Raw genomic sequence first — 20691 nt, 5'->3', positions numbered from 1 at the left:
AGCCGGCTGCTGCCAGTGGGCAACGCGAAGGGCCCGACACGTGCTGAGGGTGGTTTCCTGATCCGGCCTGAGCCGTGAACCACCCCCGGACGGGCCGGGGTGTCCAGCCTACGACTCCGGGCTGACAGTCGCTTCCGCAACGGTGTTCCGGGGACGCCCCTCGCCCTTCCCGGGCCCTGCGGGGACACGAATCGACCCCGGGGCGTTTGGAGGAACGCCCCGGGGCCGGAACCGTCATTCTATGCGGGCCGCTTTCTCACCCGTCCGTGGCGATGGCGTTCAGGACGTTCATCCGGCCTGCCCGGAAGGCCGGGACCAGGGCCGCGAACAGTCCGACGAAGGCCGAGGCGACGAACACCGTGATGATCGTCGGCCACGGGATCTCCAGGACGCCGAGGCCCTCCAGTGCCAGCAGCTTCTGGGCCGAGGTGCCCCAGCCCATGCCCAGGCCGAGGCCGAGCAGGGCGCCGAACAGGGCGATGACCACGGACTCCAGCCGGATCATCCGGCGCAGCTGGCGGCGGGAGAGGCCGATGGCGCGCATCAGGCCGATCTCGCGGGTCCGCTCGACGACCGACAGGGCCAGGGTGTTCACGACCCCGAGCACCGCGACGATGATCGCCAGGGCGAGCAGGCCGTAGACGATGTTCAGCAGCTGGCCGATCTGGTCCTTCAGGTCCTGCTTGAAGTCGGCCTGGTTCTGCACCTTGTACTGCGGGTAGTCGGCGAGCGACTTCTTGAGGGCCGCGTACGCCTGCTTCTCCTTGCCGTCCTGCGCCTTGGCGAACATGATCATGTTCTTGGGCATCCGGTCGGCGGGGACGTAGCTCTCGGCCGTCTTGATGTTGGTGTACATCGCGCCGTTGTCGACGCTCGTGTCGTCCGAGGTGATCGCGGCGATCTTCAGCTTCGCGGTGTCGCCGCCCTTGAACGCGACGGTCAGGCGGTCGCCCACCTTGAGGTGGTGGCGGGTCGCGTACCCGTTGCCGACCGACATGGCGTCCTTGCCGTACGCCGCGGCCAGATCACCGGCGACCGTGGTGCGCCGCAGGTCCTCCTTGTACGTCGGGTCGGCGGCGACGACGCCCTCGTCCTCCGTCGAGCCGTCCGGTGCGGTGAGCTTCGCGCTGACGCTCTTGTAGTTCGTGACGTGCTCGATGCCGGGCACGGTCCGAAGCGCCTTCGCGGCCTGCGGCACGATCAGTTGGCCGCTGGACGACTGCACGATGAAGTCCGCCCCCACCGACTTGTCCAGCTCGTCCGTGGCCGAGGCGACCATGGAGGAGCCCACCACCGAGAGGCAGGCCACCAGCGCGAGGCCGATCATGAGCGCCGCGCCGGTCGCTCCGGTGCGCCGCGGGTTGCGCAGTGCGTTGCGCTCGGCCAGCCGGCCGACCGGGCCGAAGAACCTGAGGACGACGACGCTGAGTGCCCGTACGACGATCCCGGCCAGCAGCGGGCCGATCACGATGAAGCCGATGAGCGTGAGGACCACGCCCAGGCCTAGGAGGAGCGAGCCGTCGCTGGACTTGTCCGCCTGCGTCGTCGCCCACAGCGCCGCCGCGCCACCGCCGGTGAGGACCAGGCCGATCCCGGCCCGAATCCAGCCCGACTTGGCGTCCGCCGGCGTTCCGGCGTCGCGCAGAGCGGCCATCGGGGAGACCTTGCCGGCCCGGCGGGCCGGGATGTACGCGGCGAGGACGGTCACGATGATGCCGAGCGCGAGCCCGACCACCGGGGTCGTCCAGGCGATGGTGAGGTCCTGGGTGGACAGCTCCATACCGACGGCGCCCATGACCTTCATCAGCCCGACGGCGAGCCCGATCCCGGCGCCGACGCCGAGGATCGATCCGAAGATGCCGAGCAGCACCGCTTCGAGCAGCACGGACCGGTTGACCTGCTTGCGGCTGGAGCCGATGGCCCGCATCAGGCCGATCTCGCGGGTCCGCTGGGCGACCAGCATCGAGAAGGTGTTGACGATGAGGAAGATGCCGACGAGGAAGGCGATCCCGGCGAAGCCGAGCATGGCGTACTTCATGACGTCGAGGAACGAGCCCATGGAGTCCTTGTTGGCCTCCGCGGCCTCCTTCTGGGTCTGCACCTTGTACGCGGCCGAGCCGTCCAGTGCCGCGGCGACGTTCTTCTTCAACTGGGCGTCACTGACGCCTGGTTCGGCGGTGATGGAGACCTGGGTGAAGACGCCGGCACTGCCGAGCAGCTTCTGCTGGGAGGTGGCGGTGTCGAGGTAGACGATCGCCGCGCCGGGGTTGGTGACCTTGAAGGCGGCGATGCCGCTGATCCTCGCCCTGATGTCGCCGGTGACCGCGATGGTGCGCAGTTCGTCACCGATCTTCAGGTGGTGCTTCTTCGCGGTGTCGGCGTCGACCATCACCTCGGTCGGGCCGCGCGGTGCGTGGCCGGAGGTGATCTCCATGGAACGCAGGTCGTTGTGCGTCCAGTTGCCGGCGATCGTGGGGGCTCCGGTCTCGGAGCCCATGTTCTTGTTGTGGCTGTCGACGACCGTGACGGCCATGCTGGAGACGCCGCCCTCGGCCTCCTTCACCCCGTCGGCCTTCTCGACCCGGGCGACGAGGGAGGCGGGCAGCGATTCGGGCTTGCCGTTCTCGGGGGTGTCGGCGACCTCGGCGGCCTTCGGGCTGACGGTGACGTCGGCGGAGGTGGCCGCGAAGAGCTTGTCGAACGTGGTGTTCATCGTGTCGGTGAAGACGAGCGTGCCGCACACGAACGCCACCGACAGCAGGACGGCCACGGCGGAGAGCGCCATGCGTCCCTTGTGCGCGAAGAAGTTGCGCATCGAGGTCTTCCAGACGGTCATGAGGTCCGCCCGCGCGCGTCGAAGTCCTTCATCCGGTCCAGCACCTGGTCGGCGGTGGGGTTGAGCATCTCGTCGACGATGCGTCCGTCCGCGAGGTACAGCACGCGGTCCGCGTAGGAGGCGGCGACCGGATCGTGGGTGACCATGACGATGGTCTGGCCGAGCTCGTCGACGGACTTGCGCAGGAAGTTCAGCACCTCGGCGCCGGCCCGCGAGTCCAGGTTCCCGGTGGGCTCGTCACCGAAGATGATCTCCGGCTGGGCGGCGAGCGCCCGCGCCACCGCGACCCGTTGCTGCTGGCCGCCGGAGAGCTCGGTCGGGCGGTGCTTGAGCCGCTCGGACAGGCCCACGGTCTCCACGACCTGCCGCAGCCACGCGGCGTCCGGCTTGCGGCCCGCGATGTCCATCGGCAGCGTGATGTTCTCCAGCGCGTTGAGCGTCGGCAGGAGGTTGAACGCCTGGAAGATGAAGCCGATGCGGTCGCGGCGGAGCTGGGTCAGCTTCTTGTCCTTGAGACCGGTGATCTCGGTCTCGGCGAGGTGGATCTGCCCGGAGGTCACGGTGTCCAGACCGGCCAGGCAGTGCATCAGCGTCGACTTGCCGGAGCCGGACGGGCCCATGATGGCGGTGAACTGCCCGCGGGCGATGTCCACATCGACATGGTCGAGCGCGACGACCCGGGTCTCCCCCACCCCGTACGCCTTGACGACCTGCCGCGCTCGCGCAGCAACAGCCGTACGCCCTCCAGTGCCCCCGTGCCTGGGAATGGTTACAGCCGTTGTCACGGTTTATCTCCTATGTCGGCCGACGACGTGTTGTCGCCGTTCTGCTGTGAAGTCTGGTCGCTGGAGGGGGTCCTGCGCGCTGGTGCCCAGCGCAGTCTTCGGGTGGGGTTTACCCCACCCCGCCCCCTGTGGTCTGCCGCAATCGCGGTGCAAGGACCACGCTACGGCCCGGGCGGGGCCGGGCACGTCCTCCGCCCGGAGGAACAGCCCCTGGACACAAGTAAGGAGCTACCCCTAGGGGTCTCGGCCCTTGGGTGGAGCGGGTTCTCAGGGGGTGGTCCCATGGGTGCACGCATGGGGGTGGAGCACTGCGGGCCGGGGCGAGTGCCGGTTGCCGTCTGCCCACCGGCGGCCGCAGGTGAGACAGTGTCCGAAAGTACGTGCATGGGGAAGGAATCCTGGTGAGTGGCGCGGGCGGCGGTACGGAAGCGATATCGGGGTCGGGGCTCGGCCCCGCACCCTCCCCCGCGGCGCCCGGCCGACGCGGCCGTGTCGTCGCGGCGCTGATGCTCTGCATGGCGCTGTCCGCCATCGACGGCACCATCGTCTCCACCGCGATCCCGCAGATCGTCGGTGATCTCGGCGGCTTCTCCGTCTTCTCCTGGATCTTCTCCGGCTACCTGCTGGCGGTGACCGTCACGCTGCCGGTGTACGGGAAGCTCTCCGACACCTTCGGCCGCAAGCCGGTCCTGATCGCCGGCGTGATCCTCTTCCTGTTCGGCTCGGTACTGTGCGCCGCCGCCTGGAACATGGCCGCGCTGATCGCCTTCCGCGTCGTACAGGGGATCGGCGGCGGCGCCCTCCAGGGCACCGTCCAGACCATCGCCGCGGACCTCTACCCGCTGAAGGAACGGCCGAGGATCCAGGCCAGGCTGTCCACCGTCTGGGCCACGTCGGCGGTCGCCGGACCGCTGCTCGGCGGGCTGTTCGCGGTGTACGCGGACTGGCGCTGGATCTTTCTGATCAACCTGCCGGTAGGGGCGCTCGCCCTCTGGCTCGTGGTGGGCCACCTCCACGAGCCGTCCCGCGCCCGCCGTGCGGCCGGAGCGCCCCGCCCCCGTATCGACTGGGCGGGCTCCCTCGCCGTCTTCGCGACCGGCGCCGTACTGCTGACCGCACTCGTCCAGGGCGGCGTCGCCTGGCCCTGGCTCTCGGCCCCCTCCTTCGGGCTGCTGGGGGCGACCGCCACGCTGGCGGCGCTGACCGTGTTCATCGAACGGCGCGCCGCCGAACCGGTGATCCCCGGCTGGGTGTGGCGGCGGCGCACCATCGCCTCGGTCAACCTCGCCCTGGGCGCGATGGGTCTGCTGATGGTCGCGCCCACCGTCTTCCTGCCGACGTACGCGCAGTCGGTGCTCGGCCTCGGACCGATCGCGGCCGGCTTCGTGCTCTCCGTGATGACGCTGAGCTGGCCGGTGTCGGCGGCGTTCTCCAACCGGGTCTACAACCGCATCGGCTTCCGCCGCACCGCGATCACCGGCATGACCGGCGCCCTGCTGGTCCTGCTCGCCTTCCCGCTGCTGCCCTATCCGGGCGAGGCCTGGCAGCCCGCCCTGATCATGCTGCTGCTCGGCGCGGCGCTCGGGCTCTTCCAACTCCCGCTGATCGTCGGCGTCCAGTCGACCGTCGGCTGGTCCGAACGCGGTACGACGACGGCTTCCGTGCTCTTCTGCCGCCAGCTGGGCCAGAGCATCGGCGCGGCGCTCTTCGGCGCCGTCGCCAACGGCGTCCTCGCCTCCCGGCTCGCCGACGCGCCTGTGCCCGGCCTGCCCGGCGACCTGGACTCCGTCTCGCACGCCCTGGAGGACCCGGGCTCACTGACGGCGGCGGCAACGGACTATCTGCGGCGGGCCGTTGACGCGGCGGTCGACCAGGTCTACCTCGGGGCCGCCGCGGCCGCCGTACTCACCCTGCTGGTACTCCTCTTCGTGACCCCCAGGCGCTTCCCGATCCTCACCGAAGAGCCTGAGAGCGCTCCCTCACCGCCAGAAGACTAGACAACTGACGAGTTACCGTCGGTACTTCACGCCAGCCCCTCCCCAGCCGCCGTACCCGCGAGTAGCGTTCGCGCTCCTACAGCGCACCCCGCGCTTCGACCTTGCAGTCCGTCCCCGGGCCCGAGCCATGCAAGGAGCGGCACCGCCATGTCGTACGAACCCCCTCCCTCGCACTCCCCCCGGCACGGGCGCCCCCAGCAGCCCGCGTACCGGCCCGCACGCCCCAGCCACCGGCCCGCCTACCCGCCCCCGCAACGGCCGGAGTCCCTGCTGCCCTGGCAGAGTTCGGCGCCCGCGCCACCGACCCGCCGGCCGGCCCCGCCCGCCGTGCCCCGCCCCGCCCCCGGACACCACGGCGACCTGCGCCGGCTGCGGACCGCGTACCGCCTGCTGCGGCGGACCGCCACCCTGACCGCACTCGGCTACTTCACGCTCTTCCTGCTGCTGTCCGGCTTCGCCCCGGACCTGATGAACCACGAGATCGGCGGCGGCCTCAACACCGGTCTGGCACTGGGCCTGTGCCAACTCCCCGTCACACTCCTCGCGATCGCCCTGTACGAGCGGATCGCGCGGCGCACCGTCGACCCGCTGGCCGCAGAACTGCGCAGAACAGGAGCCCGCCGATGACCGGATTCGACGAGTCGGCCCAGACGATGTCCCTCGTCGCCTTCATCGCCGTGGCCACCGTGACCCTGCTGCTCTGCGTCATGACCGGCCCGGACCGCGACGACCTCGACGAGTTCTACACCGGCTTCCGCTCGCTCTCACCGGTCCGGGGCGGCCTCGCCATCGCCGGTGACTACCTCTCCGCCGCCACCGTCCTCGGCACCACCGGGGTCATCGCGCTCACCGGCTACGACGGCCTGGTGCTCGCCCTGAGCACCGCGCTCTCGCTCGTCCTGCTGATGTTCCTGCTGGCCGAACCGCTGCGCAACGCGGGCCGGTTCACCATGGGCGACATGCTCACCCGCCGCACACCCGGCCGGGCGGTCCGGATCGCCGGCTGCGCGGTCACCCTCGTCGCCCTCGTCCCCCTGATGGTCGTCCAGCTCGCGGGCAGCGGCGACCTGCTGGCGTTCATCCTGGGCTTCGACAGCTCGGGGTTCCGCACCGGCTCCATCGTCACCCTCGGCATCGTGATGATCAGCTACGCGGCGATCGGCGGCATGAAGGGCACCGCCCTCATCCACATCGTCAAGACCGTCGTCCTCCTCGGCGCCTGCCTCACCGTCTCCGTACTGATCATGAACAGGTTCGGCTGGGACACCGGCGCCCTGCTCACGGCGGCCCGCCAGGGCAGCGGCGCGGGCCACGCCTTCCTGCACTCCGGACTCCAGTTCGGCGGCAACGGCACCGACATGGTCAGCTCCGAACTCACCGTGGTGCTCGGCGGCGCCTGCCTTCCCCACATCACCATGCGCATGTCCAGCGCCCGCAGCGCACCGGACGTCCGGCGCTCGATGTCCTGGGCCGTCTCGGCCGTCGTCGTCCTGTGCCTGCTGCTCGCCGTGATCGGCTTCGGCGCCGCCGCACTCGTGGGCCACGACCTCATCACCGCCGCCGGAGCCCAGGGCAACAGCGCGGTCCTACAGGTCAGCGGGGCGGTCGCCGGGGGCGGCGAGGCCGGCGCGCTCGTCGTCACGGCCATGACCACCGCGATCTTCCTGACCCTGCTCTCCTCCGTCGCGGGGATGATCCTGGCCTGCGCGAACTCCCTTGCCCACGACCTGTTCGCCCACGGGCTGCACGGCGTGCGCACACCGGGCAAGGCACCCGTCGCCGGCACCGTCGAGATGGGCACCGCCCAGGCGGCGGCGGTCGGCGTGGGACTGCTCACGATCGCCCTCGCCGTACCGGCCCGGCACTGGAACCTCCAGGCGCTGGTCACGCTCTCGTTCTGCGTCGGGGCGTCGGCGCTGGCTCCGGCGCTCGTCTACAGCATGTTCTGGCGCCGCTTCACGCGTACCGGCCTGCTCTGCACCCTCATCGGCGGCACCGCGGCCGTGCTGGTCCTGATCACCGGCACCAACCTGGTCTCCGGATCACCCGGCGCCGTCTTCCCCCGGCACGACTTCAACTGGTTCCCGCTCACCACCACCGGGCTCGTCTCCATCCCGGCCGGCTTCCTCGCGGGCTGGCTGGGCACGGTCCTCGGACAGCGCACCGCCGTCGAGGAACGGCGGATGTACGAGGCACAGGAGCCGTGGATCCTGGCAGGCGCGCCCCCGGCGGGCCGCACCTGACCACGCGGTCACGGGCGGCGGGCGGGCGGCGCTCATCGCGCACCGCCCGGCCTTCGCCCTCCGGCGGATCAGTCCCCCGCCGGAGTCACCCGCCCGGTGAGCGCCGCGAGCGAACTGCGGACGTGCGCCATGTGCGCCTGCACCTCCTCGCGGCCCTCCTCGTGCTCCCGCAGAATCCGCTCCGTCTCCCGCGCCACCCGCTCCTCACGCACCCGGGCGCCGGCGATCAGCTCCGCACCCTGCGCCTCGGCGTCCTCCTGGCCGTGCCGCGCGGTCTCCTCCGCCTCGGCCAGCGTCCGCCGCGCCTCGGCCAGCCCGCCCTCGGCCCGCCCGGTCAGCTCCGTGTGCTCCGCCGACTGCGCCGCCTCGGCCTGCGCGAGCTCCTGCTCCGCGGCCTTCCAGCGCTCCGCGTGCTCCTGCTCCTGGTGCGCCAGCACGCTCTCCGTGCGACGGCGGGTCCCGGCCATCGCGGCCTCCGACTCCTCGCGGGCCGCCGCCGCCTCCAGCCGCGCCGCGGCCAGCAGCTCACCGGCCGAGCCCTCCGCCGCCGACAGCGCCTGGCCGGCATGGCCCACCGCGGCCGCCCGCATCTCCTCCGCATCCGCGCGGGCCGACTCGCGCAGGGCCCGCGCCGCCCGGTCCGCCGCGTCCCGCAGCGACTGGGCGTCCTCCTGCGCGGCGCCCCGCACGGACTCCGCCTCGTCCTCCGCGAGCGCCAGGATCTGCTGCGCCCGCTCCCCCAGCGACACATAGTCCTGGGGCGGCAGCACGGCCACGGCCTCCTCCAGCCGGGCGGACTCGGCCGACAGCCGCTCCGCCAGCGCCGTCAGCCGCGCCACCTGCTCTTGGGCCCCGTCCCGCTCCGCCGACAGCGCGGCCACCGTGCGGTCCACCTGCTCCGGACGGTAACCACGTCCGCGCACGCCGACGAAGCCGTGTGCGGACACCGGTGCAGAACTCATCCTTGACGCCTCTTTCCGACTCTCCGACCCGACCATCCCGCAATACGTCAAGGATGCGGCAATTGGCCCGGAAGTCGGAATCGTTTCGATGCTTTCAAGACGGAAGCGACAGGCATCACAGCCGGAAAAGGCGTGGTGCCCCGCCCCCCAGCAGGGGACGGAGCACCACACCCGTTGAAGTACTACGGATGTTCGACGATCAGATCAAGCCGTCCCACATCTGCTCCAGCAGCACCGACCACCAGCTCTCCGGCGACGCGAGCGCCGCCGGGTCCAGTGCGACGAGCTGTGCCTGGAAGTCGACCGTCCAGCGGCCCGCCTGCTCCGGATTCAGGCCGAAACGCAGCCGCCACATCCGGCCGAGCAGGGCCAGGGACCGGGTGAACTCCGGCAGCCCGGTGTTCACGAACTGCGGCGGCACCGACTGCCCGCCGGGCCCCGCCTCCACCGGCACGGCCACGATGTTCGCCGTCCCGTACTGCACGCAGATCGCCCGGCCGAAGTCCGAACCCATCACGAGGTACGACCCCGCGTCGGACGCCGGCTGCACCTGTCGCTGCGCGGCGAGCTCGGCCAGCGTCGGCACCACCGGCTGACCCGGCTGCGCCCAGAAGAACGGCCCGAAGTCGGCGGGCAGTCCCGCCCACACCAGCGTCCTCGCCACGACCTCCGGCACACCCTGACGGGACACCGCGCGCTGGTCGAAGCGCAGCACGCCCTGCGGACCGAAGGCCTGCAGCAGCTCCTCCGCCACGGCCTCCGGCGGCACCGGCATCGCGGGCGGCAGCTGCGGCAGCGGCGCCCGCACCGGCGCGGGACGCGCCGGGCCGTCCGCGACCTGGTGCAGCTCACCCTGGTGGGTGAGCAGATGCTGCATGCCCTGCTGCCGGCTGGCGTGATCGGTGCCGTACGGGGCGACGCTGGTGATCCGCACCTGCGGCCAGGTCTCCCGGATCATCCGGGCGCAGTAACCACCCGGCAGCTCGCACGACTCCAGCTCCGTGTGCAGCTCGATGACCTGCTGCGGCGGCACGTTCATCGCCCGCAGCTCGTGCAGCATCTGCCACTCGGGGTGCGGGGTGCCGGGCGCCGAACGCCGGATCAGCTGCTGTTCGCTGCCGTCGGGCGCGCGGTAGCGCAGCACCGCCTGGTAGCCGGGGCCGACGGTCGGCTGACCGGCCGGCGCCTGCGGATACCCGTACGCCGGGGGCGGCGGGGTGTGGCCGGGCGGCGGCACCGGACCGCGGGCACCGCCCATCGGCGCACCGGGCGGACCGGGCGGACCCGGCGGCTGCGGAGCGGACGGGCCCATCTGCGCCGGACCCGCTAGCATCGTCGCCGCGTGATGCACACCGCCACCGGGAGGCGGCGTGGCGCCGGGCGGCGCGGGCGGCTGCGGGGCACCCGGAGCGCCCGGCGGACCGGGCGGCCGCGGAGCCGAGGGGCCCATCTGCGCCGGGCCCGCGAGCATCGTCGCCGCATGGTGCGCACCGCCGACGGGGGGCGGCGTCGACCCGGGGGGCGGCGGCGGACCGGGCGGGCCGGGGGGCTGCGGAGCACCCGGCACACCGGGCGGACCGGGCGGACCGGGCGGCTGCGGAGCCGACGGGCCGACCTGACCCGGGGAAGCGAACATGGTGGCTGCCTGGTGCACGTCGCCACCGGGCGGCGGAGTCGGCGCACCGGGGGCTGCGGGGCGCCCGGAACACCGGGCGGGCCCTGCTGCGGGGCGAGCTGCGTCGGCATGTACCCGCCCGCCGGAGCTCCGGGCGCACCCGGCCCCGAGGGCGGCGGCAGCGGCGCACCCGCCGGCGAACCCGGGATGCCTGGGGCACCGGGCGGCGGCGGGGTCGTCGAACCCCCGCCGCGCGGACCACGCGGCGAGACGGCGGCCTTGCTGGTGGCGGCGTCCGCGATGTCCCCGGGGTGGGAGCTGTCGGGGCCACCGCGGTGTCCGGGTGCGGGAGTGCCGGGGGCGCCCGGAGCCGGAGCCCCGGGACGCTGCGGACCCAGACCGGGCACGATCGCCGTCCGGGGCAGCGCACTGCCGCCCGACATCAGCGCGGTCGGCGCTTCGGCCGACACCACCCTGGGCGGCGCGCCCTCGTCGTCCGCGCCGGAGAGCGGCGGCGCGAACACCGTGGCCGGCAGCGCCACCTCCCCCTCGTCGGAGCCTGCGTTGGTGTCGGTCCCCGCCCACGGCGTGGCCCCGGCCGGCGGCTGCGGCGCGGACGCCGGAACCCCGGAGTACGCGGTGGGCTCGTAAGCGTCCTGCCCGCCCTGCGAAGGAGGAGAAGAAGGAGAAGGGGAAGGGGAAGGGGAAGGAGCGGCGGGGGCAGCCGGCGGGGCCGGCTCCCCGGCGCGATCCGCCCGCCGGTCCGGAATACCGAGCTTGTCCGCGGCCTCCTGGAGCCACTCCGGCGGGCTCAACAGGAACGACGTCTGGTTCAGGTCGATGCGCTGCGGCGGCTCCGGAGCAGCCTCCGCCACGTCCACAGCGCCGTACTCCTCCTCGTGCCGCCGGATCACCTCACCCACCGGCAGCCCCGGCCACAACGTCGCCTCACCACTGTCCCGGGCGATCACCAGCCGCTGCCGGCCACCGTCCGAAACCGGGCCGTCGACGCGGTCCTCGGCCCACACCACGAAGCCCAGTTCGAACTCACGCACCCTCACCTCGCGGTGCTGGTACGCCGGAACATCACCGTTGACCCACTCGTCCGCGCGCTCCTGCGCCTGCGCAAAGGTCACCACCGCGCTCACCCCTCCACCGGGACGGCGTACGCGAAGCCGCCGTCCACCATCAGGTTCGCCACCGTCTCCAGCTCCGGGGGATTGCCCGCGAGGCGCTGCAGAAAGGCGTCGAAGTCCGCACCGCACGGCAGCAGCAGCCGGTCCACCCGCTCCTGCACGCTCCAGCCGTCCTGGTCCCTCGCGTCGTCGTACGCGCAGAACCAGACCGAACCGATGGCCTGGCCCCGGACCTTGACCGCGAGAATGCCGCCCTGAACGAAACCGACCCCCAGATAGTCCTTGGTCAGATGGTCCCGCAGGCACTTGTTGACGTACACCAGGTCGTTCACGGCGGCCTCCTCGCGCACCGTGAAGAACGGCTGGTCGACCAGGAGGCCGAGCTCCGCGTCGAGCGCCGCACCGACCGGGGCCGAGCCACCGGCGGCCTTCAGGAACGAGCGGTACGCACCGGGCAGCCGGTAGCCGAGGTCCTCCTCGACACCCTGGATCTGCTGCTCGCTCACCGCCACGGCCCCCTTCGGAAGCCGGAAGTGCGCGGGCCGGGTCTCCTGCAGCGGACGCGTGCCCCGCTTGTTCTGGTCCACCGCGGTCGTCGCCAGCCCGCCGTGGTGCCGCAGCAGCGCCTTCACCTCGACCGGGACCAACTCCATGCGCCGGCCGCCCGGCACGTGGTGCCAGGTCCAGCCGTGCGGGGTGGCCACCGCCGGGATCGTGTCCCACAGCTCATGGCCGCTGGCCGCCAACGCCGCGTTCGCCGATACGTAGTCCGTGAGCCGCAGCTCATCGATGCCGAAGCCCTGCGGGGGCTCGGCGATCTCGGCGGCGGCGCGCGCGTACGGCGCGAACTCCGGACAGCCGTTCCCGTCCATGCGCACACCTCTGGGGTGGCGGGACGCCCGGACCGGATCCGGGAAGTGCACGAGCTGCCCGGCGTAGGCCCCGTTCGGTGGCGCGGCTTGCTGCCCGAGCCGACCTGTCGTCATGGCGGTTGCCCCCTGCTGCGTCTGGCTGATGAGGACCGACCTGCCCATGGGGCGGTCCGGTCACAGCCTATGCGGTGGCGCAAGAACGGGGCCCGCCCCTCCTGCCCGCGGCCAATTCCGTCACGAACCGTCACGGCGGCGTGACGGACGAGCGACGACAGGGCCGCTGTCGCGCGACACGCACACACCTTTCCCCGACCCAGCTTTCACACGACCCGACACATTTGGCAGGCTGTCACCCGCATACAGGGGGCGTGCACATTCGGCAGCTGCCGCTGCGGGCACGGAGGGACACAGCACCATGCACACCGCACACACAGCACACACCGTCACAACCGGGGACCCGCGACTCAGCTGGAGCAGCACCGAAACCAGCCACGCACCCCGTCTGACCCACCGCCGCGACGGCATCCTGCCCGCGGTGGCCGCAGCGCTGTCCGTACGCGGCGAAACTCTCACCTGCACCGCCGGCAAGGGCGACCAGCCACCTGTCCTGCACCACCTCGTCCAGGACTTCCTCGACACCCTCACCAGTGGTCAGCGCGAACGCTTCACCGGCCGCTGCCCCGAAGCGATACTGCTCTCCCGGCACCTCACCGCCGCGGAGACCGGCCGCTCCAAACGAGCCCAGCGCAAGCCCCTCACCAACGGCGAAGCCCGCCGCGCGCTCAAGCACGCCCGGCTCACCGCCCGCCACATCCGCGAGGACGGCGACCCCATGCACGGCAGCTACGTCCCGCCCTGCCGCTCCTGCTCGGTGATGCTCGGCCACTTCGGCGTACGCCCCATCGACCTCACCACGACCGGAGCGGCGACCACCGCAGAGAAGGGCTGACCGCGCCCACATGGCCGACCGAAACGACTTCCCCGAACAAGCGGGCCCGGCGAACCACGACCGCCACACCTCCACCCGCTTCCCCGTCGCCGTCGACGCGGCCCTGCGCGCCGCCGGCTGGCAGCCGGGCCGCTGGGACATCCGGCAGGCCGAGGAATGGGCCGACGCCCTGCGCTCGCACGCATCACCGGCCGGCCACCAGCACGCCGTCTTCCCGGCAGCGGTGGAGGCCTGGGCCGAATTCGGCGGCCTGCACATCACCGCGACCGCACCGGGCCGCCAGATCGCACCGGCGGCGGTACGGATCGACCCCCTGCGCGGGCTGCACCTCGCCCGGACCCTGGCGGACCTCGGACGCGCCCTGGAAACGGAGGTCGCGCCCCTGGGCGACGAGGGGGACGGACTGGCCGTCCTCGCGATCGACACCGAGGGCCGGGTCTACAGCGTCGACCACACCGGCGACTGGTACCTCGGCCCGGACATCGACCAGGCGCTGGCCACGCTGGTCACCGGCATCCAGCCGGAACGGCTCGTCTCGGGCTGAGCGGGCGCCGGAGGCGCCGGGTCTTCGGGTCTCCGGGTCGCCGGGTCTCGCCGGGCGCCCCGGTCACCACCGTGAGGGTCCGTCCTCAAACGCCGGACGGGCTTGAGAGGCCGGCCCGGCCCCGAAGCCCGTCCGCGGCCTCAGACGGCGGGTGGGGTGGATTGCGGGAGTACCGCCGATACGCGGAAGCCGCCCGCGTCCGTCGGGCCGGAGACGAACACCCCGCCCAGCCCCAGCACCCGCTCCCGCATGCCCAGGAGACCGTTGCCCCCCGAGGGCAATCCCGCGTCCGCCGTGCCCGCGTCCGACGGACCGTTCTCCACCTGCATGGCGACCTCGGCCCCCCGGTGCGCCAGCCGCACCCAGGTCTTCGCGCCCGCCGCGTGCTTGTGCACGTTCGTCAACGCCTCCTGCACGACCCGGTACGCCGTCTGCTCGACCTCGGGGGCGTACGGACGCGCCTCGCCCTCCACCGAGAGCTCCACCGTCATCCCCGCCGCCCGCGACTCCCCGACGAGCGTCTCCACCTCGTGGAGCCGTGGCCCGTCCTCCGCCGCGGCCGCGGCCACCCGGCCGACCGAGGCGAGCGGCACCTTGGTCACCCTGGCCACCATCGGCTCGCCCGTGCGCAGCACCCCGAGCATCTCGCGCAGCTCCGTCAGCGCCTGCCGCCCCATATCGCCGACCAGCACGGCGTTGCGCACCGCCTTGGCCGGGTCCTTGGGCGCGACCGCCTGCAGCGCCGCGGCGTGGACCACCATCAGGCTCACCCGGTGGGCGACCACGTCGTGCATCTCGCGGGCGATCCGCGTCCGCTCCTCGGTGCGCGCCCACTCGGCCCGTTCCTCGGCCCGGTCCGCGAGCAGCGACAGCTCCCGCTCCAGCGAGTCCGCCCGTTCCCGCAGGCTCTCCATCAGGCGGCGACGCGCCCCTATGTAGAGGCCGAACAGCACCGGCGGCGCGGAGAGCCCCACCGCCATGAAGAGCGACAGCATCGGGACGTACCAGTCGCCGGGACCGAAGTCGGCGTTGGCCGAGACGCCCTGCCGCAGCCGCACGTACGTGACGAGGAACGTGCCCACCAGCGACATGCTCATCAGCAGCGTGGTGATCCGCCGCGGCACGTCGGACGCGGCCAGCGTGTACAGGCCGACCAGGCCCATCAGGAAGCCCATCTCGGCCGGCGTCGTCGCGACCGACACCAGCACCACGGCGATCGGCCACCGCCTGCGCACCAGCAGCACGGCCCCCGCGAACAGCCCGAACACCACTCCCAGCGGCACCGGCAGCCCGGTGTCCCCCGCGAACGCCACCCCTTCCAACGCACACTCCAGCGCCGAAAGCAGCGCCAGTCCCACATCCAGTGCGACACTCCGTCGCCGTTCCCACCACCAGTAGCTGCGGGTGGTCGGACCCGCCGCTTCCCGGTCTGCCCCCGTTGCGGTCATGACGTCCAGCGTACGGGCGGGCGCACCTCATTTTCGGGTGACCTGAACAGCACGTCGCGCGTACGAATGCTGAAGAAACGATCGACGATCGCCCGAAATGGCGAATCGACCGCACATTCGACCCGTGCGTCCGCATTCCGGACAACGCTTGTCCCATGACGGAAATCACCAGCAAGTACGCCGACTTCGAGGGCCTCCGGGAGCAGGCGGTCGCGCTGCGACGCGAGGGTTTGAGCCGCCGTCAGATCCGCGACCGGCTGAAGCTCCACAACAACGACCTCCTCAACCGCCTCCTGGAGGGTGAGCCCGCCCCCGAGTGGACGAAGCGGCCCAACGCCAAGGACGACCTGCGCAAGAAGGCGCGCGAACTGCGGCTCCAGGGCATGACGTACGACCAGATCCAGGTGGAGCTGGGGTGCTCCAAGGGTTCGATCTCGCTGTGGGTGCGGGATCTGCCGAAGCCGCCGAGGCGCAGCCGCGAGGACGCCTCGGCCATCGCCCGGCGCGGTTGGGAAGCCACGCTTCACCGACGCGAGACGGAGCGCCAACAGACCCGGGAATCAGCCCGCCGTGAGACCGCCTCACTGAGTGACCGCGAGCTCTTCCTGGTGGGTGTGGCGCTCTACTGGGCGGAAGGGAGCAAATCCAAGGCCTACCGCCGATCGGAACGCGTCTCCTTCATCAACAGCGATCCCGACGTGATCGGCGTCTTCCTTACCTGGCTGCGCCTCCTCGGCTTCACCCAGGAGCAGCTCAAGTTCCACGTGAACATCCACGAGACTGCGGACGTGGCCGAAGCCGAACGCTTCTGGATGGCACACACGGGTGCCGATAGTTCACGATTCGGCAAGACGACACTGAAGAAGCACCAGCCCGTCACTGTCCGGAAGAACGTCGGCGAGAATTACCGGGGCTGCCTTGCGATCCATGTACTACAAAGTGCTGATCTTTACCGTCGCATCGAGGGCTGGTGGTACGGCATAGTAGGTGCTGCACTTTCGCCCGAACCGCAAAACCGGACATAAGTGCAAGACCATCCCGGGTCGTCTAATGGCAGGACAAATGGTTTTGGTCCATTGAATGAGGGTTCGATTCCTTCCCCGGGAGCCCACGCAACGGGCCCCGACCTCTCCGGTCGGGGCCCGCCCTCATGTCCGGCCCCATGCCCCCCGGTATCCTGCGGATGTCCACCACCCGAAGCCGAAGGGCATATCCGTGAGCTCCGAACGCCCGGCAGCCGTCGTCGTCCTCGCAGCGGGTGAGGGCACCCGCATGAAGTCGAAGACCCCCAAGGTCCTGCACGAGATCTCCGGGCGCTCGCTCGTCGGACATGTCGTCGCGGCCTCCCGCGAGCTGGAGCCCCAGCACCTCGTCGTGGTCGTCGGCCACGCGAGTGAGCAGGTCACCGCACATCTCACCGCCGCGGACGCACAGGTCCGCACCGCCTTCCAGGCCGAGCAGAAGGGCACCGGCAACGCGGTGCGCGTCGGGCTCGACGAGCTGGGCGGGCCGTCGAGGGCACCGTGATCGTGGTCTGCGGCGACACCCCGCTGCTGTCCGGCGAGACGCTCACCGCGCTCGCCGCCACACACACCGCCGACGCCAACGCCGTCACCGTGCTGAGCGCCGAGGTCCCCGACTCCACCGGCTACGGCCGGATCGTCCGCGACCCGGCGACCGGAGCGGTCACCGAAATCGTCGAGCACAAGGACGCCACCGAGGCGCAGCGCGCGATCCGTGAGATCAACTCCGGGGTGTTCGCCTTCGACGGGCGACTGCTCACGGACGCGCTGGGCAAGGTCCGCACCGACAACAGCCAGGGCGAGGAGTACCTCACCGATGTGCTGTCCATCCTGCGCGAGGCCGGGCACCGGGTCGGCGCCTCGGTCGCCGGCGACCACCGGGAGATCCTCGGGATCAACAACCGGGTGCAGCTCGCCGAGGCCCGCCGGCTGCTGAACCAGCGGCTGCTGGAGCGGGCGATGACCGCGGGCGTGACCGTGGTGGACCCGGCGTCGACGCTGATCGACGTCACCGTGACGTACCAGCGGGACGCGATCGTGCACCCCGGGACCCAGCTGCTGGGGACGACGCACCTCGCGGAGGACGCCGAGGTCGGCCCGAACTCCCGGCTGACGGACACCGTCGTGCACGCGGGCGCGCGGGTGGACAACACCGTCGCGGACCGGGCCGAGGTCGGCCCGGGGGCGACGGTCGGCCCGTACGCGTATCTGCGGCCCGGCACGAAGCTGGGTGCGAAGGCCAAGGCCGGTACGTACGTGGAGATGAAGAACGCCACGATCGGCGAGGGCACGAAGGTCCCCCACCTGTCGTACGTCGGTGACGCGACGATCGGCGATCACACCAACATCGGTGCCGCGAGCGTCTTCGTGAACTACGACGGGGTCGCCAAGCACCACACGACGATCGGCTCGCACTGCCGGACCGGGTCGGACAATATGTTTGTGGCACCCGTCACGGTCGGGGACGGCGTCTACACCGCGGCCGGCTCGGTCATCACCAAGGACGTGCCGTCCGGTTCGCTGGCCGTGGCCCGCGGCCAGCAAAGGAATATCGAGGGTTGGGTGGCCCGCAAGCGTCCGGGCAGCGCGGCCGCACAGGCGGCTCAGGCCTCGGCGGAGGACACCGGCAGCCAAAGCTGACCGGAATCAGGTGCGTCGCGCACGGCGTACCGTGATAGATGCTCACCCCATTTCGGCTGGCTCGTTGCACATCGGGACATCTGCGTGCAGCGCCAGGAACACGTCTGAGGAGACTGTGCTGTGACCGGGATCAAGACGACCGGCGAGAAGAAACTGATGTTCTTCTCCGGCCGCGCCCACCCCGAGCTGGCCGAGGAGGTTGCACACCAACTGGGTGTCGGCCTCGTGCCGACGAAGGCCTTCGATTTCGCCAACGGTGAGATCTACGTCCGTTTCCAGGAATCCGCCCGCGGCGCCGACTGCTTCCTGATCCAGAGCCACACGGCTCCGATCAACAAGTGGATCATGGAGCAGCTGATCATGCTGGACGCGCTGAAGCGCGCGTCGGCCCGCTCGATCACGGTCATCGTGCCGTTCTACGGCTACGCCCGCCAGGACAAGAAGCACCGCGGCCGCGAGCCGATCTCGGCCCGTCTGATCGCGGACCTGATGGCGACCGCCGGTGCGGACCGCATCCTCACGGTGGACCTGCACACCGACCAGATCCAGGGCTTCTTCGACGGCCCGGTCGACCACCTCTTCGCGCTGCCGATCCTGGCCGACTACGTCGGTGCGAAGGTCGACCGCTCGAAGCTGACGATCGTCTCGCCGGACGCCGGCCGGGTCCGCGTCGCCGACCGCTGGTGCGACCGGCTGGACGCTCCGCTGGCGATCGTGCACAAGCGCCGCGACAAGGACGTGCCGAACCAGGTCAGCGTCCACGAGGTCGTGGGCAACGTCGAGGGCCGGGTCTGTGTGCTGGTCGACGACATGATCGACACGGGTGGCACGATCTGTGCCGCTGCCGACGCGCTGTTCGCGCACGGTGCCGAGGACGTCATAGTGACGGCGACGCACGGCGTGCTCTCGGGCCCGGCCGCGGACCGCCTGAAGAACTCGAAGGTCAGCGAGTTCGTCTTCACGGACACCCTGCCGACCCCGGGTGAGCTGGAGCTCGACAAGATCACGGTGCTCTCGATCGCGCCGACGATCGCGCGCGCGGTGCGCGAGGTCTTCGAGGACGGTTCGGTTACGAGCCTCTTCGAGGAGCAGTAGGCGCGAGCAGTAGGAAAAAGCGTCACAGAAGATCCACTTTGGGTACGGCCTCCCCGCCGGGTAGACTCAGCGAGTTGCTCGGCGAGGGAGGCCGTACCCATAGGTACGGCGGTCCGTTATCGACGCGCTCTTCGTAGCAGGCCTGTCGTGGGCCGGGTGACCCACCGGAGTTTTGTCACCTTACGAGGAGTGCAGTCATGGCCGAGATCAAGCTCAACGCCGAGGTCCGTACCGAGTTCGGCAAGGGCGCTGCCCGCCGTACCCGTCGCGCCAGCCTCGTGCCCGCCGTCATCTACGGCCACGGCGCCGAGTCCGTGCACATCACGCTGCCGGGCCACGAGCTGCAGCTCGCGCTCCGTACCGCCAACGTCCTGATCGGCCTCGAGGTCGACGGCAAGGACGTTCTGGTCATCCCCAAGGCCGTGCAGCGCAACGCCCTCAAGGGCAACATCGAGCACGTCGACCTGCTGACCGTCAAGCGCGGCGAGAAGGTCAACGTCGAGATCGCGGTGCACGTCGAGGGCGAGCTGGCCCCGGGCGCCAACCTGCTGGAGTACGTGCAGAACACCCTGCTCGTCGAGGCCGAGGCCACCCACATCCCCGAGTCCGTCACGGTCTCCATCGCGGGCCTGGACGCCGGCGACTCGATCCTCGCCAAGGACATCCCGCTGCCCAAGGGCTCCGTGCTGGCCGGTGACGAGGACGCCGTCGTGCTCCAGATCGTCTCCGCGCAGGCCGAGGAGCCGACCGCCGAGGCCGCCGAGGCCGAGGCTGCCGAGGCCTGAGCCTCGCCCCACCTGCTTGACTGACGGGGTGGCGGTCTCCTTCGGGAGGTCCGCCGCCCCGTTTTCCCTGTCTGCCACTGGTACGTACGCGAGGAGACCCAGCGCGATGTCCGACGCCACCGACCCCTGGCTGATCGTGGGCCTGGGCAATCCCGGTCCCGAGTACGCGGCGAACCGGCACAACGTCGGCTTCATGGTCGCCGAGTTGCTCGCGGAGCGGATCGGCGGGAAGTTCAAGCGGGCGCCGAAGGCGCAGGCGCAGGTGCTGGAGGGCCGGATCGGCCCGCCCGGACCGCTGAGCCGCCGGGTGGTGGTGGCGAAGCCGATGTCGTACATGAATCTGTCCGGCGGTCCCGTCACGGCGCTGCGCGATTTCTACAAGGTGCCGCTCGATCACGTCGTGGCGGTCCACGACGAGCTGGACATCGACTACGGCACGCTGCGGGTGAAGCTGGGCGGCGGCGACAACGGCCACAACGGGCTGAAGTCGATGACGAAGTCGATGGGGCCGGGGTACCACCGGATCCGGTTCGGGATCGGACGTCCGCCGGGCCGGATGCAGGTCGCCGACTTCGTGCTGAAGGACTTCTCGTCCACGGAGCGCAAGGAGCTCGCGTTCCTGGTGGACCGGGCTGCGGACTCGGTGGAGTGCCTGTTGGCGGAGGGTCTGGAGCGCGCGCAGAGCGCGTACAACTCCTGAGCTCCGACGGGCCGGAAATCCAGACATACCCACCGGTAACCGGGCTGTTTTCGGCCGCGGC

General features: G+C 71.2%; 14 protein-coding genes, 1 tRNA gene and 2 pseudogenes. 11 read left to right on the top strand and 6 right to left on the bottom strand.

Going from position 1 to position 20691, the window contains the following annotated elements; all coding sequences use genetic code 11:
- Positions 1-256 precede the first annotated feature (256 nt).
- Both LNW71_RS19170 and LNW71_RS19165 read right to left on the bottom strand, forming a co-directional pair.
- Positions 257-2836 carry an ABC transporter permease gene (locus tag LNW71_RS19170; RefSeq protein WP_250969355.1) on the bottom strand — a complete coding sequence of 860 codons (2580 nt, stop codon included), beginning with the start codon at positions 2834-2836 and terminating at the stop codon, positions 257-259.
- Positions 2833-3621, bottom strand: a complete 789-nt coding sequence (locus tag LNW71_RS19165; RefSeq protein WP_250969354.1) for an ABC transporter ATP-binding protein — start codon at positions 3619-3621, stop codon at positions 2833-2835. The genes LNW71_RS19170 and LNW71_RS19165 overlap by 4 nt, the downstream gene beginning before the upstream one ends.
- Positions 3622-4022: 401 nt before the next feature.
- Between LNW71_RS19165 and LNW71_RS19160 the strand changes: the two genes are divergently transcribed.
- From LNW71_RS19160 to LNW71_RS19150, 3 genes are all read left to right on the top strand, one after another.
- Positions 4023-5618 carry an MFS transporter gene (locus tag LNW71_RS19160; RefSeq protein WP_374119428.1) on the top strand — a complete coding sequence of 532 codons (1596 nt, stop codon included), beginning with the start codon at positions 4023-4025 and terminating at the stop codon, positions 5616-5618.
- 147 nt (positions 5619-5765) lie between these two features.
- A complete protein-coding gene (locus LNW71_RS19155) occupies positions 5766-6245 on the top strand; it encodes a DUF485 domain-containing protein (protein ID WP_250969353.1) in 480 nt (159 codons plus the stop codon).
- A complete protein-coding gene (locus LNW71_RS19150; protein WP_250969352.1) occupies positions 6242-7861 on the top strand; it encodes a cation acetate symporter in 1620 nt (539 codons plus the stop codon). The genes LNW71_RS19155 and LNW71_RS19150 overlap by 4 nt, the downstream gene beginning before the upstream one ends.
- Positions 7862-7929: 68 nt before the next feature.
- Here the strand turns inward: LNW71_RS19150 and LNW71_RS19145 are convergent, their stop codons facing one another.
- From LNW71_RS19145 to LNW71_RS19135, 3 genes and pseudogenes are all read right to left on the bottom strand, one after another.
- A complete protein-coding gene (locus tag LNW71_RS19145; RefSeq protein WP_250969351.1) occupies positions 7930-8823 on the bottom strand; it encodes a cellulose-binding protein in 894 nt (297 codons plus the stop codon).
- Positions 8824-9022: 199 nt separating this feature from the next.
- Positions 9023-11577: pseudogene (locus tag LNW71_RS19140) on the bottom strand (SUKH-4 family immunity protein).
- 5 nt (positions 11578-11582) lie between these two features.
- On the bottom strand, positions 11583-12560 hold the full coding sequence (locus tag LNW71_RS19135; RefSeq protein ID WP_250969350.1) for an SMI1/KNR4 family protein: 978 nt from the start codon (positions 12558-12560) through the stop codon (positions 11583-11585).
- A 301-nt stretch (positions 12561-12861) separates the two neighbouring features.
- Between LNW71_RS19135 and LNW71_RS19130 the strand changes: the two genes are divergently transcribed.
- Both LNW71_RS19130 and LNW71_RS19125 read left to right on the top strand, forming a co-directional pair.
- Positions 12862-13395 carry a YwqJ-related putative deaminase gene (locus tag LNW71_RS19130; RefSeq protein ID WP_250969349.1) on the top strand — a complete coding sequence of 178 codons (534 nt, stop codon included), beginning with the start codon at positions 12862-12864 and terminating at the stop codon, positions 13393-13395.
- A 10-nt stretch (positions 13396-13405) separates the two neighbouring features.
- The gene (locus tag LNW71_RS19125) at positions 13406-13939 is read left to right on the top strand and encodes an SUKH-3 domain-containing protein (protein WP_250969348.1); all 534 of its coding nucleotides are present in this window, start codon (positions 13406-13408) and stop codon (positions 13937-13939) included.
- 140 nt (positions 13940-14079) lie between these two features.
- Here LNW71_RS19125 and LNW71_RS19120 read toward each other — a convergent pair whose 3' ends face one another.
- Positions 14080-15387: a histidine kinase gene (locus tag LNW71_RS19120; protein ID WP_250969347.1), complete on the bottom strand. Its 1308-nt coding sequence runs from the start codon at positions 15385-15387 to the stop codon at positions 14080-14082.
- A gap of 155 nt (positions 15388-15542) precedes the next feature.
- On the opposite strand from LNW71_RS19120, the gene LNW71_RS19115 reads away from it, so the two are divergent.
- The 6 genes and pseudogenes from LNW71_RS19115 (at position 15543) to pth (ending at position 20630) form a co-directional block, all read left to right on the top strand.
- Complete coding sequence (locus tag LNW71_RS19115) at positions 15543-16412, top strand: hypothetical protein (RefSeq protein ID WP_250969346.1); 870 nt, start codon at positions 15543-15545, stop codon at positions 16410-16412.
- Between the two features lie 11 nt (positions 16413-16423).
- Positions 16424-16494 (top strand) — tRNA-Gln (locus LNW71_RS19110).
- A gap of 108 nt (positions 16495-16602) precedes the next feature.
- Positions 16603-18050: pseudogene (gene glmU / locus LNW71_RS19105) on the top strand (bifunctional UDP-N-acetylglucosamine diphosphorylase/glucosamine-1-phosphate N-acetyltransferase GlmU).
- A gap of 120 nt (positions 18051-18170) precedes the next feature.
- Entirely contained in the window at positions 18171-19145 is a 975-nt protein-coding gene (locus LNW71_RS19100; RefSeq protein WP_250969345.1) for a ribose-phosphate diphosphokinase, read from the top strand.
- A gap of 197 nt (positions 19146-19342) precedes the next feature.
- On the top strand, positions 19343-19930 hold the full coding sequence (locus tag LNW71_RS19095) for a 50S ribosomal protein L25/general stress protein Ctc (protein WP_250969344.1): 588 nt from the start codon (positions 19343-19345) through the stop codon (positions 19928-19930).
- Positions 19931-20036: 106 nt separating this feature from the next.
- Positions 20037-20630: an aminoacyl-tRNA hydrolase gene (gene pth / locus LNW71_RS19090; protein ID WP_250969343.1), complete on the top strand. Its 594-nt coding sequence runs from the start codon at positions 20037-20039 to the stop codon at positions 20628-20630.
- Positions 20631-20691 lie beyond the last annotated feature (61 nt).

The sequence above is a fragment of the Streptomyces sp. RKAG290 genome, from assembly GCF_023701695.1.
Lineage (GTDB): Bacteria > Actinomycetota > Actinomycetes > Streptomycetales > Streptomycetaceae > Streptomyces.
This window is presented reverse-complemented; position numbering and strand designations above follow the sequence as displayed.